The sequence below is a fragment of the Serratia sp. 22278 genome (genome assembly GCF_052045405.1).
Taxonomy (GTDB): Bacteria; Pseudomonadota; Gammaproteobacteria; order Enterobacterales; family Enterobacteriaceae; genus Serratia; species Serratia marcescens.
Map to the genome: position 1 here is coordinate 44,414 of NZ_JBQEOW010000006.1, position 16,150 is coordinate 60,563.

Sequence of the window (16,150 nt, forward strand, 5' to 3'; positions counted from 1 at the left end):
CACCCGCCGCCTTCTTCCGCTGGCCATGCTGATCGGCGCCGCGCTGGCGCTGCCGCTGAACGGCTATGCCTGCGGCCCGGATTTTCCTAACCGGCTGCTGATCGACCGCAACGGCACCCTGCTGTATATGCCGGAGGGCAATTTCGCCTTCGAAGCCGGCCGGCTGGTGCCGATGGATAAACAGCTGCCGCACTGGCAAGCCCCGCCGCCGCCGATGCCGCCGAAACCGATGCCGCAATCGCCGGAAACGATCGCGATCGGCAAAATGCGCGCCGCCAAAACGGTGGAAGAGGCTGACGCCGTCAATACGCAGGGGTTGTCCAACGCCGCGCGTCTCTATCAACTGGGCGCCGTGGCTTTCGCCAGCCACGATCCGCGCGCCACAGACTATTTCCAGCAGGTGCTGAAGCTACCGGCCGCCGAGCAGGGCGACTGGGGACTGCGGGCGCAGTATTCGCTGGGGCGGGTACTGATGGCGGACCACGGGACGCCGGTGAATGAATCTGGTGAAACCGCCCCCGCCGCCGAGCATCCGCCAAAAGCCGCGCTTGAACAGGCGCTGGCGGCATTCCAGCAGGTGATCGATCGGGTGAAAAACGGCGTCGCCGATCCCGATCAGCTGGCGCTGAGCAGTCTTGGGCAACAGGCGCGCATTCACCTGTGGCTGGGTGACGTCGCCCCCGCCGCCCACCTGTACGCGCAACAGGCGGCGCAGGGCGATCCGAGCGGCGGGCAGTCGCTGCAGTACGTCTCCAGCCTCCTGGTCAATCCCGACCATTTGGACACGCTGAAACAGGTTATCGGCGATCCGTTGATCCAGCAGCTGGTGACCATTGAGCTGTTCGCCCGCAGCGGCAACCTGCAAATGGCGGATACCGACGGCAACGGCCGCTCCGCGCAAATCATCAGCCAGATCCTGACGCTGCTGGACGGCTCAGTGAAAAGCGGCTTCGCCGGCAGCGATCGGCTGGCGGCGCTGGCTTACCGTTCGGGGCAATACCCGATGGCGGCGAGCCTGCTGAAAAACGCCGGCGACAGCGGCCTGGTGTGGTGGCTGCGCGCCAAAATGGCGCTGCGCGACGGCGACGTGAAAGCCGCCACCGCCGCCTACGCCAAGGCGGCAAGCGCGTTCCCCGCCGACGAAAGCTGGGGTGAACAGCGCAACGCCGACTTCGTCGCGGAAACCATCGTGCCCGAGTGCCGGGTGGCCGGCGAACAGGCCATCCTGGCGCTGAACCGCGGCGACTATCTGCAGGCGATGGATCTGCTGTATCGCGGCAAAGCGCTCTACTGGGCCGACGTGGCCGACGTGGCGGAGCGGGTGCTGACCGTCGATGAGTTGAAAGGCTTTGTCGATAAGCACGCCCCGGCGCCGACGACGCCGCTCAAGCCGGTAAACCCGGACGACTACGGCGGCCAGCAGATCACGCCGGAAGTGCAGCTGCGCGAACTGCTGGCGCGGCGGCTGATGCGCGTCGGACGCGCGCCGGAAGCGCTGGCCTATTTCGATATTCCCAACTACCGGCAAGCGGCGCAGCAGTATGCCGATGAGCTGAAGGCCGCCAAGGATAAATCCGCCGCGCCGCTGACGCGCGCGCAGGCTTACTATCGCGCCGCCAACCTGCTGCGCGCCCAGGGGCTGGAGTTTACCGGGTATGAGATGACGCCGGATTACGCCATCTATGGCGCCGGCTATTCCTATCTGGGGGATTCGTTCGATACTCGCGAGCTGAAGCATAAAAGCTGGATCGACAGCGCAGAAGCGGCGCGCGCCAAGGCGGCGCTACCGGAGGAAGACAACCGTTTCCTGCACTATCGCTGGCAGGCGGTGGGGCTGGCGCAACAGGCGGCCGATCTGCTGCCGCCGAAGAGCCAGGCCTATGCCGCCGTGCTGTGTAACGCCGCCAGCTGGGTTATCAAGCGCGACGCCAAAACCGGCCGCGCGCTTTATCAGCGCTATATCAACACCGGCACCCGTTATCCGTGGGCGGCGAAATTCGGCTACGACTGCCCGGCGCCGGACTTCGCCGCCGTGGCGCCATAACGCCGAATTTCAGGCACTAAAAAGCCCGGCTTGCCGGGCTTTTTTTATCGAATCTCGCATCGACTCAGGCTTCGATCGCCATTTTGAGTTTCTTCATGGCGTTCTTTTCCAGCTGGCGCACGCGTTCGGCGGAAACGCCGTACTGATCGGCCAGCTCCTGCAGCGTCGACTTGTTGTCGTCGTCCAGCCAACGGGCGCGAATGATATGCTGGCTGCGCTCGTCCAGACCTTCCAGCGCATAGGCCAGTTTGTCTGCGGCGTTGCTTTCCCAGTTATCTTCCTCGATGCCTTCGGCGAAGTCCGAGCTCTTGTCCTGCAGGTACAGCACCGGCGCCATCGACTGGCCATCGCGGGCCTCGTCGTCCGGAGTCGGATCGAACGTCATGTCCTGCGCCGCCATGCGCGATTCCATCTCGCGCACGTCTTTGCTGGTTACGCCCAGCTCGCGGGCCACCAGTTCCACTTCGTCCTGGTTGAACCAGCCCAAACGCTGTTTGGTTTTGCGCAGGTTAAAGAACAGCTTGCGCTGCGCTTTGGTGGTCGCCACTTTCACGATGCGCCAGTTGCGCAATACGTACTCGTGGATTTCCGCCTTAATCCAATGCACCGCAAAGGAAACCAGACGCACGCCGACTTCAGGGTTGAAGCGGCGAACGGCTTTCATCAGGCCGATGTTGCCTTCCTGAATCAGATCCGCCTGCGGCAGACCATAGCCTGAATAGTTGCGGGCAATATGAGCGACAAAGCGCAGGTGAGACAGGATGAGCTGCTTAGCGGCATCCAGATCGCCCTGATAATGCAGCCGTTCAGCCAGCTCCCGCTCTTCCTCTGCCGTCAGCATCGGATAGGCGTTGGCTGCCCGGATATAGGCTTCCAAGCTACCTTGGGGTACTAAGGCTAAAGTTTGCATTTCTTTGGTCATTCAAACCCTCTCTATGAGAATACAAAATCATGCAGGTGATTATTACAGCGGGGAAATGATTGATTCTACGGCAGTTGCTGAAGCAAAAGCGGTTCCACACGCCGGACACCTTAACATTTGCTGCAATTTTTGACCGTACTCCGCCCTAGAAGTTCACCCTTTTTTGCAAGCATTGTCGCTGACAATACGTGACGAGGGTGCAGGCCGATAGGGAATTTGTGCGCTAAGAAGAGAGGGATGGTGCTGACTTCGCTTGAGGTCACTCTTCTCCCGCAACGCGATCAAAAGCAGCAGGAGAAGAGTATACCAAAAAAATCTTACTGTGGTGTAAATCGGCGTAAATGTTGCACCGTCGCCAACCAGGCGGCGATCCAGCCGATCATCGCAGAGATGATCAGCAGCAGCAGCGCCTCATCCCAGCCCAGCCCGTGTAAGGTGAAGGTGGTGCCGAACACTTTGGCCACGCCGGCGACCACCGACTCCAGCTGCCACACCAGCGCCCCGGACAGCACCAGCGACAGCAGCGCGCCGGCAAAACCCAGCATCGCCCCGCCGTTGAGGAACGGCCGCAGGATAAAACCGTCGGTGGCGCCGATCAGTTTCATCACGTTGATGGTGTCGCGGCGGCTGAAGATGCTCAGACGCACGCTGTTGCCGATCACCAGGAACACCGCCACAATCATCAGCACGCCGATGATCGCCGCAATCTGGCCCGCCAACCCGGTCAGCGCCGCCAGACGGGCAAACCAGCTGTCATCCATACGCACTTCTTCGACGCCCTGCACCGCCGCCACGCGATCGCGCAGGGTGTTGAGGGTGTCCGAACTCTGGAAACTCAGCTTCGGCGTGACGATCGCCACCGCCGGCAACGGGTTCTCTTCCAGCATGTCCAGCGCGCCGCCAAAGCCCGACCAGTTGCGGAACTCGCCGCGCGCTTCTTCACGCGACAGGTAGTTCACCTTCTCCACGCCGGCTTCCGCCTTGATGGCGTCGAGCACTTTCAGCGCCGCGTCGTCATCGAGCGATTTATCCAGATAGACGGTCAGCTGCGGCGTCGGATACCACTGGCTGGCCGCGGTGCTGACGTTTTTCCACACGATATAGCACACGCTCGGCAGCGTCAGGGAAATGGCGATCACCATCACCGTCAGCAGCGTCGCCAACGGCTGACGCAGCATGTCTTTGATGGCATTCATCCAGGCGTAACGCCACTGTTCGCGCCAGCCGCCGCGCAGCGCCTTGCTCTTGGCGGTTTTTGCGTTATTGGCCATGGTGAGCGCCTCCTTGCATGCGGCCCTGGCTCAGCGTCAGGATGCGGTAATTGCGGCGGGCGATAAGCCCGGTGTCGTGCGTCGCCATCAGAACGGTCACGCCGACGCGATTGAATTCTTCAAACAGGCGCAGAATGCCTTCCGACAGCGCATCGTCCAGGTTACCGGTCGGTTCATCCGCCAGCAGCACCGCCGGCTTGTTCACCACCGCGCGGGCGATGCCCACGCGCTGCTGCTCACCGCCGGACAGCTGAATCGGGAAGTTCTTCGCTTTATCCAGCAAACCGACCTTGTCCAGCGCGGCGGAAACGCGGCGGCGGATATCTTCGGTGCTGGCGCCGGCGATGATCAGCGGCATCGCCACGTTGTCATACACCGTGCGATCCAGCAGCAAGTGGTGATCCTGGAAGATCATGCCGATCTGCCGACGCAGGAACGGCACCTCGCGGTTTTTCAAGCGGCTGATGTCGTGGCCGCCAAACCAGATGTGGCCGGCGCTGGGCCGTTCGATACCACAAATCAGTTTCAGCAGGGTACTTTTCCCCGCGCCGGAATGGCCGGTCAGAAACGCCATCTCCGCCGGGCGCAGATGGAAATCGACCCCCTGCAGCGCTTGCCGTCCGCCCAGATAAGCTTTACTGACCTGTTCAAAGCGAATCATCCGTATTAATCCTCTCGGGCAAAAAGTGCCTCAATAAAATCGTCAGCCTTAAACGGCCGCAAATCTTCGATGCCTTCCCCGACGCCGATATAGCGGATCGGGATACCGAACTGATCGGCGATGGCGAAGATCACCCCGCCCTTGGCGGTACCGTCCAGTTTAGTCAGCGTGATGCCGGTTAAGCCCACGGCCTCATTAAATAATTTCGCCTGACTGACGGCATTCTGGCCGGTGCTGGCATCGAGCGTCAGCATAACCTCATGGGGGGCCTGGTCGTCCAGTTTTTTCATGACGCGGACGATCTTCTTCAGCTCTTCCATCAGGTGCGATTTGTTCTGCAGACGGCCGGCGGTATCGGCGATCAACACATCGATGCCGCGCGCCTTGGCGGCCTGCACCGCATCGAAGATCACCGAAGCGGAATCCGCGCCGGTATGCTGCGCCACCACCGGAATGCGGTTGCGTTCGCCCCACACCTGCAGCTGTTCCACCGCCGCGGCGCGGAAGGTGTCCCCCGCCGCCAGCATCACCGACTTGCCCTCCGCCTGGAACTGACGCGCCAGCTTGCCGATGGTGGTGGTTTTACCCACACCGTTCACGCCGACCATCAGGATGACATACGGAGTTTTCCCGCTGACATCCAGCGGCCGATCGACCTTGGCCAGAATTTCGGACATTTCCTCCTTCAGCTTGCCGTACAGCGCTTCGGCGTCTTTCAGCTGCTTGCGGCTGGCGTGCTGGGTCAGGGAGGTGATGATCTTGCGCGTGGTGTCCACGCCGACGTCGGCGATCAGCAGCTGTTCTTCCAGCTCGTCGAACAGGTCGTCGTCGATCTTTTTACCGCGGAACAGCCCCATAAAGCCGGAACCGAGGTTTTGCTTGGTCTTCAGCAGGCTGCGCTTCAGGCGCGCGAAGAAGCCCTCTTTGGTCGGGCGCTCCTGCTCTTGCGCAACGGCCGGCACGACAGGCTCCAGCGGCTCTTCTTCCGGCTCGGGCTCGATGACCGGCTCAGGTTCGACGACTGGCTCGGGCTCGACGACCGGCTCGGGTTCAACCACTGGCTCGGGCTCGACCACCGGCTCAGGTTCAACCACCGGCTCAGGCTCGACGACCGGCTCAGGTTCAACCACCGGCTCAGGCTCGACGACCGGCTCGGGTTCAACCACCGGCTCAGGCTCGACGACCGGCTCAGGTTCAACCACCGGCTCAGGTTCAACCACCGGCTCGGGTTCAACCACCGGCTCAGGCTCGACGACCGGCTCAGGTTCAACCACCGGCTCGGGTTCAACCACCGGCTCTGGCTCGACGACCGGCTCAGGTTCAACCACCGGCTCTGGCTCGACCACCGGCTCTGGCTCGACCACCGGTTGCTGCTGCGCCGCCACTTGCTCGGTGACGCTGACGATCTCTTCAGCTAACGCTTGCGGCGCCGCCGGATGTTCAGCCGCCGCCGGTAGGTTTTCCGCGATTTGTTCACCGACCTGACCGTTATCCCACTCTCCCGGGGTGTCGACGGAGGCGGCAGGTTCAGATTCCTGGGCGGGGAGCTTGTCATCCAGCTTGGCGGCGGCCGGTTCAGCCGGCGTCTCCGCGGCCTGAGGTTCCGCCTGCTCTACCGACGGCTCAGGTTGCTGTTGCTCTTCTTCCTTTTCCTTCTGGCCAAAGCCCAGCCAGGAGAAAAACCCACGTTTCTTATCTTTTGCCATGTTATGACTCTACTCCGTACCGAAGGCTCGCTTACCCTCCATACCTGAAGGATATATGCTGACAATAATCCGCCGAGTCTATCACTTTCCCTCGCGCAGCAACACGCATCCGGCATGCTTTCCGGCGTGAAATCAGACAACAACGTTTTACCGTTCCCCCCGACGCCCGTCACCGGTAGAATAGGGACAACTTTTCGTTAACCTCGGCGGCCCCGCGCCGCGAAAGAAACCAAACAACGCTTATGACAAGACTCTCGCCACGGGCGGCGGCCAAAAAACCGCCCCAGGCCGCAGCCGGACAGATCCGCATCATCGGCGGCCAATGGCGCGGCCGCAAACTCCCGGTGCCGAACAGCCCGGGGCTGCGCCCCACCACCGATCGGGTGCGCGAAACCCTGTTCAACTGGCTGGCGCCGGTGATTCAGGGCGCGCGCTGTCTGGACTGCTTCGCCGGCAGCGGCGCATTGGGGCTGGAAGCGCTGTCGCGCTATGCCGGCAGCGCCACGCTGCTGGAATTCGAACGGCCGGTGGCGCAGCAGCTGGAAAGAAATCTGGCGCTGCTGCAGGGCAAAGGGGTGGTTATCAACACCAACGCGTTGAGCTGGCTGGCGGGTGACGGTCAACCGTTCGACGTGGTCTTCCTCGATCCGCCGTTTCGCAAAGGCCTGCTGGCGGAGACCGCCCTGTTGCTGGAACAGCGCGGCTGGCTGGCCGACGAGGCCTGGATCTATGTAGAAGCCGAGGCGGAAAGCGCCGCGGCGGACGTGCCTGCCAGCTGGCAGCTGCACCGGGAGAAGGTCGCCGGCCAGGTGGCCTATCGCCTTTATATTCGTTCGCAAGAGAAAACCGATCATGCTGATTAATCTGGGCCGCCTGCTGATGCTGTGCGTGTGGGGCTTCCTGCTCTCTAACCTGTTCCATCCATTTCCCAAGCCGCTGAAGTATTTCATCGACGTGGCGCTGTTCTTTATGGTGGTGATGCACGGTCTGCAGCTGGTGCTGTTGAAATCCACCCAGCCGAAGGATCAGCCGATCAGCTACTGGCAAGAGGCCAAGATCTTTATCTTTGGCGTGTTCGAGCTGCTGGCCTGGCAAAAGAAACAGCCGCCCATCAAGAAGAAGTGACCGCTACGGCTGAGCGGTGAACGAGACGAAGCGCGTGCCCTGCATGTTCAACGTGCCCTGCGCGCCTTTTTCAATCGGGTTGTACTGCCATTGCTTCAGCCGCAGCTGGATGTCTTCACCGCCCTGGTTCGGGCTGAACACCACCTCGTAATACATCGGCTCATTGACCAGCGGTTCGCGCTGCGGCGCACGGGTCTTGGCGACCGGCACCGCGCGTTTGTCGCTCACCGTCACCTGCAGACTGCGCATCGGCGCGCGATCGTTTTCCGCCTCCTGCTGGCGCTGTTTGAAGTAGCGTTGCGTGGCCAACACGGCGATCAACGCCATCACGGCGACAAAAAACAACGGTGGCTTACTCATCGGTTTCCCATTTCCTTCGCGGCTAAATCAGCGTAAACATAGCATTCTCAAGAAAGCATTGTCGATCGCCGGCAGGCTACCTACACTGAAATGAAGAAGTGACATGGGTGACAGTTTGGAGCCGGTTGTTGCGGCTCCCTCATACATAAGGAAGACATAAATGAGTTGGCCGTTCCTTGCCGTATTCTTTTCCGGTTGGCTGTTCGTCGACGCCTCTTACCGTGGGCCGCGCTGGCAGCGCTGGGTGTTCAAACCCGTCACGCTGCTGTTGCTGTTGCTGTTGGCCTGGCAGGCGCCGGTGCTCGGCGCGGCGGGTTATCTGATCGTACTCGGCCTGCTGGCGACGCTGATCGGCGACGCATTGCTCCTGTTGCCGCGCGAACGGGTGCTGTACGCCATCGGCGCCTTTTTCCTGTCCCACCTGCTGTACACCCTGAGTTTCGCCAGCCAGATGACGTTCAGCCTGTTCTGGCCGCTGCCGCTGGCGCTGCTGGCGATCGGCGCACTGCTGCTGGCCACCGTCTGGACCCGGCTGGAAGAGATGCGCTGGCCGATCGTTACCTACGTGGCGATGACGCTGCTGATGGTCTGGCTGGCGGGCGAACAATATTTCCTGCGCAGCACCGATTTCGGCTTCTCGCTGCTGATCGGCACCTCGCTGCTGCTGCTGGCCAACGTGGTTTGGCTGCTCAACCGCTACCGCTTCACCTTCCGCGCGGCGGACGCCATCGTGGCTTTCTGTTACTTCTCCGGCCACTTCCTGATCGTGCGTTCGCTCTACCTGTAGAGACCTGCCGCGGGTTCGGCGCGCCGAACCCGTTTCTTCATCAAGCCAGCGCTTTCAACGTCAAAGCCTCATCCGCACCCAGCTGATTGCGGTACAGATCGCCGTCGCGCGAGAAGAACGCCAGCGTGCTGCCATCCGCCCGCAGCAGGGCGATGCCGTCCGGCGCCGGGCGCCAGCCCACCACTTCCGCCGCAAACACGCTCTGCAAACAATGTTGCCGATCCACCAGCTGATAGCCGTTGGTCTCGCTTTGTTCATCCGCCAGAAACTCGATTTGGCATTGCCGTTCGCTGTCGGCCACCTGCCATTGTCCCGCCAGCGACTGCGCGGTCGGCAATGCCAAACTGCCGGCCATCACCGCGCTCGTCACCATCATGCCGCCCGCCGCCAAGGCGGTGCGCGCTAAAGTACCTTTCATACCGGGCTCCCGCATCACGCCCGGCCGAGACTGCGCCGGGCGTTCCGTTGCTGTGTTACACGATAAAGTCCGTGGCGACGTCTACTTGGCCGACGATTTTCACCAAGAAGTCCGGCGCCTGATGCCCACCGATGTTCACCGACAAATCGGTCACGTTGCTGGACGCGTTGTAGCTCAGCAGCGCCTCACCGGCCGTGCCGCTGAAGTGATCGACGAAGTGAATGAAATCGCTGCTCTGCGCTTCTTTATTGAAGAACGACAGGTCGATCTTGTCGATCCCCTTCTGGAAGTCGCGGATCCAGTCTGAAGCGCCCGGTGCGGAATCGCTGGCGGCAGAGAACACGAAGATGTCTTTGCCGGCACCGCCCCACAATTCATCCGCCCCGCCGCCGCCGAACAGCACGTCGTTACCCGCGCCGCCTTTCAGCACGTTGTTGGCCGCGTTGCCGACGATCACGTCGTTGCCGGAACCGCCAATGGCGTTCTCAATGGTCACACCGGCGGCGATCGAGACGTTGCCCTTCAGGCCGCCCACGTCGGAGAACGATTTCTCGTTCAGGTTGATGCGCTGGTTAGCGGTGTAACCGGAGAAGTCGAAGGTATCGTTGCCGCCCGCATCCCAGGCCGCAAAGATCACTTTCTGCGAGTTGCTGGTGGTGCTGAGGAAGTCACGACCGGTATTGGAGTTAAAGCCGTACACGGTGTCGCCGGTGCGGGTCGACAGGTTGGCGCCATACAGATGCTGAATGGCGGCAATGTCATCCAGCAGCGGAGCCGCGGCATAGTGACCGCCGTTGTCGCCACCGGTATTGGTTTCACTCCAGTAGCTCATCAGGCTGAACTGGCGGGTATCTTCCGCATAGGTGACATCTCTATAGGTCGGGTTGCCCTCACCGGCGTTGTAGTCGCCCGGGTGGCTCAGGCCCAGCGCATGGCCAATCTCATGGGTGAACGTCTGGCGGCCGTAGTCTTCGGTCGCCGGATGCTTCACGTTCGATTGGTTGACGTTGTACCAGGTCTGGCCGCCCAAATCCTGGCCCTGCCAAATGGTGTTCGGCAGGAAGGCGTAGGCCTGGGTGCCGTAATCATAGTGGCCGGGACGATCCTGGCTGTAATTGCCGAAGGTGATATTGGCCTTTTGACCGGCCGCCACTTCGGTGAAGGTGATATTGGCGACGTCGGCCCAGGACTGCAGCGACAGCTTAGCCTGCTGCTGCTGTTCCGCGCTGAACTTGCTCAGCCCGGTGTCGCCGGCGACGTTGGTGGAAGAGAACTTATAGTCCGGGAACGAGAAGGTTAATTTGACCGGCTGGCCAAATACCTTGTAACCGTTCCAGGTTTGGTTCTCACGGGTAATAAACAGCCCAGCTTGCTCGTTAGAAAATGAATCCTTGCCATTAATCTGAATCCCGTTACCCCGCTCATGATAATGCAGCAGGTCGTCTACAGCATCGTAACCGGTTGTCGCGGCTGCGAGGCTGGATTCAGTAATTTCAATTGCCTTTTTAGTAGATTGCATTGGTTCGATTCCACTCATTACCTGATTGATATCAATCAGACAGATAGACATAACCTCCCCGTAAGCCACGGTTAATGAACCTCAAGCTTGCTGGAAGGGGCTTATGCGCCGTTACCGGCAGTGTGTTAGGTAGAATTAATGCATATATATCAGCAAATAAGATCACCATTAAAAATGGTAATCGATTCCAATTATAGGCAGGACCGTAAAACTGCACATAAAATAATCAACCATTTATTATCGCAACGAAAGTTTGTTATGCTGCTTTTTAGGCTTATTTACAAAGCAAATGAAACTTGATGAGGATAAGTTGGCACCAAACTTCAATAGCAATGCGGCCTGCAGACTCAAGCGAATCATGCTGGCTTTACTCGGGGTAAAAGGTAAATTTTGCTAAAGCGTTATAGATTAATAACTCTTTATTATTAGATCGGGCGATTTTTTAGTTTCTATAAGAATATTATTTTCTTATTTAAACTAACGGCAGCGAGCCTTTTCGCCCAAATAGGGGATAAGAAAAGCCGATATATTTAAATTCGCATTATTCATTATTGAATGATCCCCCCTTTCTACGCTTGAACGCCGTTAGCAATAATTCTCATCCGGCGCTTGACTCTGGAGTGGACTCCAGGGTGTAGAGTCAGTTGAGCAAACCCGTTTAACAGCCCGAAGGGGGACGTTATGCACAATCAGCAAAACCATAATCATCAGGAACATCACCACGCCGAAGGCGGATGCGGCTGCAACCACAGCCACAGCAAAACTCAACATGGCTGCAGCAGCGAACCGAAAAACGCCGCCGCACAGGCCGAACACGCCCACCATCATCACGATCATGGCGATAGCGGCTGCTGCACCGCCGCGCCCGACGATCCGGACGAGGAAAGCGACAGGCTGGCCGCCGCTCCCCCTTCCGGCAGCCAACGTTTCAGCTGGAAAGTCACCGGCATGGACTGCCCCAGCTGCGCCAAAAAAATCGAAAATGCCGTCACGGCACTTCCCGGCGTCGACAGCGCGCGCGTGTTGTTCGCCACCGAGAAACTGGTGGTCGACGCGCAGTCCGATATCAGCCTGCGGATCCAGGACGCGGTCGCCCAGGCCGGTTTTACCCTGCTCGGCGCTCAGACCGCCAAAGCCGCCGCGCCGAAAACCTCACGCTTCGGCGAATTCGCGCCGCTGCTGCTGTTAACCACCCTGATGGTGGTCAGTTGGGCGCTGGATCGGGTTAACCCGGAGCTGGGCCGCATCGCCTTTATCGCCACCACGCTGGTCGGGTTGGCGCCGGTCGCCGCCAAGGCGCTGCGTTTGATTCGTTCCGGTACGCCGTTCGCCATCGAAACGCTGATGAGCGTGGCGGCCATCGGCGCGCTGTTCATCGGCGCCACCGCCGAAGCGGCGATGGTGCTGCTGCTGTTTATGGTCGGCGAACTGCTGGAATCCTACGCCGCCAACCGCGCACGGCGCGGGGTGACGGCGCTGATGGAGCTGGTACCTGAAGATGCGCTGCTGCTGCAAGGCACGGAACGCAAACGCGTGCCGGTCGCCAGCCTGCGCCCCGGCGACGTGATTGAAATCGCGCCCGGCGGGCGCCTGCCGGCCGACGCCGAGCTGCTCAATCCGTTCGCCAGCTTCGATGAAAGCGCCCTGACCGGCGAATCGGTGCCGGTCGAGCGCCAACAGGGTGAGAAAGTGGCTGCCGGCAGCCTGTCCGTCGATCAGGCGGCGCAGATGAAGGTGATCTCCGAGCCTGGCAAAAACGCCATCGACCGCATTTTGCAGCTGATTGAAGAGGCCGAAGAGCGCCGCGCGCCGATCGAACGCTTCCTCGATCGCTTCAGCCGCTACTACACCCCGGCCATTATGCTGCTGGCGGTCGCGGTGATCCTGGTACCGCCGCTGCTGTTCTCACAGCCGTGGGAGACCTGGATCTATCGCGGCCTGACGCTGCTGCTGATCGGCTGTCCATGCGCGCTGGTGATCTCAACGCCGGCGGCCATCACATCCGGGCTGGCGGCCGCCACGCGGCGCGGCGCGCTGATTAAAGGCGGCGCGGCGCTGGAGCAACTGGGCCAGATTCAAACCATCGCCTTCGATAAGACCGGCACCCTGACCGAAGGCAAGCCGACGGTCACCGACGTGCTGCCTATCGGCGCGCTGACCGAACAACGGCTGTTGCAGCTTGCCGCCGCGGTGGAAGCCGGTTCACATCACCCGCTGGCGCAGGCGATCATCAACCGCGCCGCCGCAAGCGGGGCTGAGTTGCCGCTGGCGCAGGCGCGCCGCGCGCTGGCCGGCGTCGGCGTGGAAGGGATCGTGGACGGCAAGACCGTGCTGATCAGTGCGCCGGGCAAGCTGGCGCCGGGCCTGCTCGCCACCCAATGGCAGAACCAGGTAGACAAGCTGGAAAACGCCGGTAAAACGGCGGTGGTGGTGCTGGAAGACGGCGCGCCCATCGGTTTGCTGGCGCTGCGCGATACGCTGCGCGGCGACGCCAGGCAGGCGATAGCCGAACTGAACGCGCTGGGCATTCGCGGCGTGATGCTGACCGGCGATAACCCGCGCGCCGCCGCGGCGATCGCCGGCGAGCTGGGCCTCGACTATCGCGCCGGTCTGCTGCCGGAAGATAAGGTCAGCGCGGTCACCGAACTGAGCGAACTGCGCCCGACGGCGATGATCGGCGACGGCATCAACGACGCCCCGGCGATGAAAGCCTCCAGCATCGGCATCGCCATGGGCAGCGGCACCGACGTGGCATTGGAAACCGCCGACGCCGCCCTGACCCACAATCGGCTGGTGGGCGTCGCGGAGATGATCCGCATCTCGCGCGCCACCCACGCCAATATCCGGCAAAACATCACCATCGCGCTGGGGTTGAAAGGGGTCTTCCTGATCACCAGCCTGCTGGGACTGACCGGGCTGTGGCTAGCGGTGCTGGCCGACTCCGGCGCCACCGCACTGGTCACCGCCAACGCGCTGCGGCTATTGAGAAAGCGCAGCTAAGTTTGGAAACAAACACGGGCGCGGCATACCGCGCCCGTTGTCATTTGGGGGAGGGAACTTTTAACTCGGCCGCGCCGCCGTTAGACGCCTTTACGCAGCAGATAACGGTATGGCGCCTGCTCGGTCTCCTGCGCCACCAGCGTGTGCTCCATAAAGCGGCAGAACCCCGGGATATCGCGGGTGGTGGCCGGATCGTCGGCGATAATCAGCAGCGTTTCGCCGTTGTCCATATGGCGCACGGTTTTGCGCACCATCATCACCGGTTCCGGGCAACGCAGCCCCAGCGCGTCGAGCGTCTGGTCTGCCTGGGCAAATAAGTCAGTCATGCAATTTTTCTCGTTCAAAAACGATCGGCGAACGCTCGCCGCATCTCATTAGCGCCTAGTTTACGCCGGTAGTTTTTCTGCGCAAGATGCGTTAACGTTTGCGTTAAATTTAACCATTGCATTGGTTGCGCAAACGCGTATCATGCCGCCGCGCAGCGTTTTTTGCTGTTTTGACAAGACACACTGGGTTCCCTCACCCCACTGCTAAAAAGGCTACAACATGTATTCGTTTACCGCACAGCAGCGCTTCACCGCGTTGGTCTGGCTTTCGCTGTTTCATATCGCCATCATTACCTCCAGCAACTACCTGGTGCAGCTGCCGATCACCGTTTTCGGCTTCCATACCACCTGGGGCGCCTTTACCTTCCCGTTTATCTTCCTGGCGACCGATCTGACCGTACGCATTTTCGGCGCGCCGCTGGCGCGACGCATTATCCTGGCGGTGATGGTGCCGGCGCTGTTCATCTCTTATGTGATCTCCACCGTCACCTATCAGGGAGAATGGCAGGGCTTCGCGGCGCTGAGCAGTTTTAACCTGTTCGTGGCGCGCATCGCCGTCGCCAGCTTTATGGCCTATGTGCTCGGCCAGATCCTCGACGTACACGTCTTCAACCGCCTGCGTCAACGCAGCGCCTGGTGGGTGGCGCCGGCGGCGGCGATGTTCCTCGGCAACATCAGCGATACGCTGGCGTTCTTCTTCATCGCCTTTTATAAGAGCAGCGATCCCTTCATGGCCAACAACTGGGTGGAGATCGCGCTGGTGGATTACAGCTTCAAGGTGATGATCTGCCTGCTGTTCTTCCTGCCGATGTACGGCGTGTTGCTGAACATGCTGCTCAAACGCATCGCGGCGCGCAGCGGCGGCCTGCAGCCGGGCTGAGTCGTGTTATTCTGGGCGGCCTTATCCTTTGGAGGCCGCTCATGACCCCAATCGTCCGCACCGCCACGCTCGAAGACATCCACCTCCTTTACCAACGCATCCCCGAATTCGGCGGCCTGCATAGCCTGGCCGATCTGCAGCAACGTATCGGCGCCGCCCCCGCCAGCCTGTTGATCGCCGAGATAGCCGGACAGCCGGCCGGTTTCAAACTCGGTTATCAACGGCAGGAAACGGTGTTTTACAGCTGGCTGGGCGGCGTGCTGCCGGCATTTCGTCGCCACGGCGTGGCGCAGGCCTTGTTGGCTGAACAGGAACGTTGGGCGCGGGCGCAGGGCTATCGCCAACTGACGGTCAAAACCCGTAACCGGTTCCGCGCCATGCTGACGATGCTGATCGCCCACCACTATCAGATTGTTCAGCTGGAAAAGAAAGGCGAAGTGGCTGATTATCGGCTATTACTGGAAAAAAACTTGTGACAACATCTGCCTTGCATTTCAACCTGGAATAGGTTGCGATACGACAGTGAATCCCTACCGGAAAGGAAGAAGGAAGCCCGATGCGTAAAGTAGCGAAATTGATGGGTATCAGCCTGCTGGCGCTTGGCCTCGCGGCCTGCGACGGCGAAACCAAAGACACCAAGGCAGCGCCAGACGGCGCGGCGGCCAGCGCGCCGGCCGGGCAGCAGGTGAGCCTGCTGGACGGTAAACTGGCGTTCACCCTGCCGGTCGGCATGGCGGATCAGAGCGGCAAGCTGGGCAACCAGGCCAACAACATGCATGTTTACGCAGACAGCACCGGTCAGCGCGCGGTGATCGTCATCTTGGGCGACAAGACCGCCGACAGCCTGGAGACTCTGGCCAAACGCCTGGAGAATACCCAGCGCGCGCGTGACGCCAACCTGCAGGTGATCACCAACAAGGCGCTCGACGTCAACGGCGTGCCGCTGCGTCAGCTGGACAGCATCATCACCAGCGGCGGTGAAAAGGCTTATTCTTCCGTCCTGATCGGTTCGCTGAACAACAACATGCTGACCATCCAGGTAACGCTGCCGGCAGACAATCAGCAGCAGGCGCAGACTGAAGCCGAAGGCATCATCTCTACCCTGAAGCTGAAACAGTAATCCCGCAGGGG

General features: G+C 60.8%; 16 protein-coding genes. 8 read left to right on the plus strand and 8 right to left on the minus strand.

Annotation, left to right across the window (positions count from 1 at the left end):
• The first annotated feature begins 25 nt into the window (after positions 1–25).
• The gene (locus tag ACTJJ6_RS13160; protein WP_143778395.1) at positions 26–2,044 is read left to right on the plus strand and encodes a hypothetical protein; all 2,019 of its coding nucleotides are present in this window, start codon (positions 26–28) and stop codon (positions 2,042–2,044) included.
• A 64-nt stretch (positions 2,045–2,108) separates the two neighbouring features.
• On the opposite strand, the gene rpoH is transcribed toward ACTJJ6_RS13160, so the two are convergent.
• The 4 genes from rpoH to ftsY form a co-directional block, all read right to left on the minus strand.
• Complete coding sequence (gene rpoH, locus ACTJJ6_RS13165; RefSeq protein ID WP_004934345.1) at positions 2,109–2,966, minus strand: RNA polymerase sigma factor RpoH; 858 nt, start codon at positions 2,964–2,966, stop codon at positions 2,109–2,111.
• A gap of 317 nt (positions 2,967–3,283) precedes the next feature.
• On the minus strand, positions 3,284–4,237 hold the full coding sequence (ftsX, locus tag ACTJJ6_RS13170) for a permease-like cell division protein FtsX (RefSeq protein ID WP_004934340.1): 954 nt from the start codon (positions 4,235–4,237) through the stop codon (positions 3,284–3,286).
• Positions 4,227–4,898 (minus strand): cell division ATP-binding protein FtsE, encoded by a 672-nt coding sequence (ftsE, locus tag ACTJJ6_RS13175; RefSeq protein ID WP_004934337.1) that lies wholly within the window; start codon positions 4,896–4,898, stop codon positions 4,227–4,229. The genes ftsX and ftsE overlap by 11 nt, the downstream gene beginning before the upstream one ends.
• A gap of 5 nt (positions 4,899–4,903) precedes the next feature.
• On the minus strand, positions 4,904–6,604 hold the full coding sequence (gene ftsY, locus ACTJJ6_RS13180; RefSeq protein WP_440804295.1) for a signal recognition particle-docking protein FtsY: 1,701 nt from the start codon (positions 6,602–6,604) through the stop codon (positions 4,904–4,906).
• A gap of 242 nt (positions 6,605–6,846) precedes the next feature.
• On the opposite strand from ftsY, the gene rsmD reads away from it, so the two are divergent.
• Positions 6,847–7,467: a 16S rRNA (guanine(966)-N(2))-methyltransferase gene (gene rsmD, locus ACTJJ6_RS13185; RefSeq protein WP_016929471.1), complete on the plus strand. Its 621-nt coding sequence runs from the start codon at positions 6,847–6,849 to the stop codon at positions 7,465–7,467.
• Positions 7,457–7,729, plus strand: a complete 273-nt coding sequence (locus tag ACTJJ6_RS13190; RefSeq protein WP_004934327.1) for a DUF1145 family protein — start codon at positions 7,457–7,459, stop codon at positions 7,727–7,729. Before rsmD ends, ACTJJ6_RS13190 begins: the two co-directional genes overlap by 11 nt.
• 3 nt (positions 7,730–7,732) lie before the next feature.
• Here ACTJJ6_RS13190 and ACTJJ6_RS13195 read toward each other — a convergent pair whose 3' ends face one another.
• Positions 7,733–8,089, minus strand: coding sequence for a DUF2500 domain-containing protein (locus ACTJJ6_RS13195; RefSeq protein ID WP_028127633.1), 357 nt, complete (start codon positions 8,087–8,089; stop codon positions 7,733–7,735).
• A 160-nt stretch (positions 8,090–8,249) separates the two neighbouring features.
• Here ACTJJ6_RS13195 and ACTJJ6_RS13200 point away from each other — a divergent pair, with 160 nt between their 5' ends.
• Entirely contained in the window at positions 8,250–8,876 is a 627-nt protein-coding gene (locus tag ACTJJ6_RS13200; protein WP_016929474.1) for a lysoplasmalogenase, read from the plus strand.
• A 40-nt stretch (positions 8,877–8,916) separates the two neighbouring features.
• Here ACTJJ6_RS13200 and ACTJJ6_RS13205 read toward each other — a convergent pair whose 3' ends face one another.
• Positions 8,917–9,294, minus strand: a complete 378-nt coding sequence (locus tag ACTJJ6_RS13205; protein ID WP_016929475.1) for an AprI/Inh family metalloprotease inhibitor — start codon at positions 9,292–9,294, stop codon at positions 8,917–8,919.
• A gap of 55 nt (positions 9,295–9,349) precedes the next feature.
• Entirely contained in the window at positions 9,350–10,813 is a 1,464-nt protein-coding gene (locus tag ACTJJ6_RS13210; RefSeq protein WP_016929476.1) for a serralysin family metalloprotease, read from the minus strand.
• A gap of 681 nt (positions 10,814–11,494) precedes the next feature.
• Between ACTJJ6_RS13210 and ACTJJ6_RS13215 the strand changes: the two genes are divergently transcribed.
• Complete coding sequence (locus ACTJJ6_RS13215) at positions 11,495–13,813, plus strand: zinc/cadmium/mercury/lead-transporting ATPase (RefSeq protein WP_016929477.1); 2,319 nt, start codon at positions 11,495–11,497, stop codon at positions 13,811–13,813.
• A gap of 80 nt (positions 13,814–13,893) precedes the next feature.
• Here the strand turns inward: ACTJJ6_RS13215 and tusA are convergent, their stop codons facing one another.
• A complete protein-coding gene (gene tusA, locus ACTJJ6_RS13220; RefSeq protein ID WP_025304890.1) occupies positions 13,894–14,139 on the minus strand; it encodes a sulfurtransferase TusA in 246 nt (81 codons plus the stop codon).
• A gap of 220 nt (positions 14,140–14,359) precedes the next feature.
• Here tusA and ACTJJ6_RS13225 point away from each other — a divergent pair, with 220 nt between their 5' ends.
• From ACTJJ6_RS13225 to ACTJJ6_RS13235, 3 genes are all read left to right on the plus strand, one after another.
• Positions 14,360–15,019, plus strand: coding sequence for a 7-cyano-7-deazaguanine/7-aminomethyl-7-deazaguanine transporter (locus tag ACTJJ6_RS13225; RefSeq protein WP_016929479.1), 660 nt, complete (start codon positions 14,360–14,362; stop codon positions 15,017–15,019).
• A 41-nt stretch (positions 15,020–15,060) separates the two neighbouring features.
• On the plus strand, positions 15,061–15,495 hold the full coding sequence (locus ACTJJ6_RS13230) for a GNAT family N-acetyltransferase (protein ID WP_049299804.1): 435 nt from the start codon (positions 15,061–15,063) through the stop codon (positions 15,493–15,495).
• Between the two features lie 80 nt (positions 15,496–15,575).
• A complete protein-coding gene (locus ACTJJ6_RS13235) occupies positions 15,576–16,139 on the plus strand; it encodes a DcrB family lipoprotein (protein WP_016929481.1) in 564 nt (187 codons plus the stop codon).
• Positions 16,140–16,150: the final 11 nt, after the last annotated feature.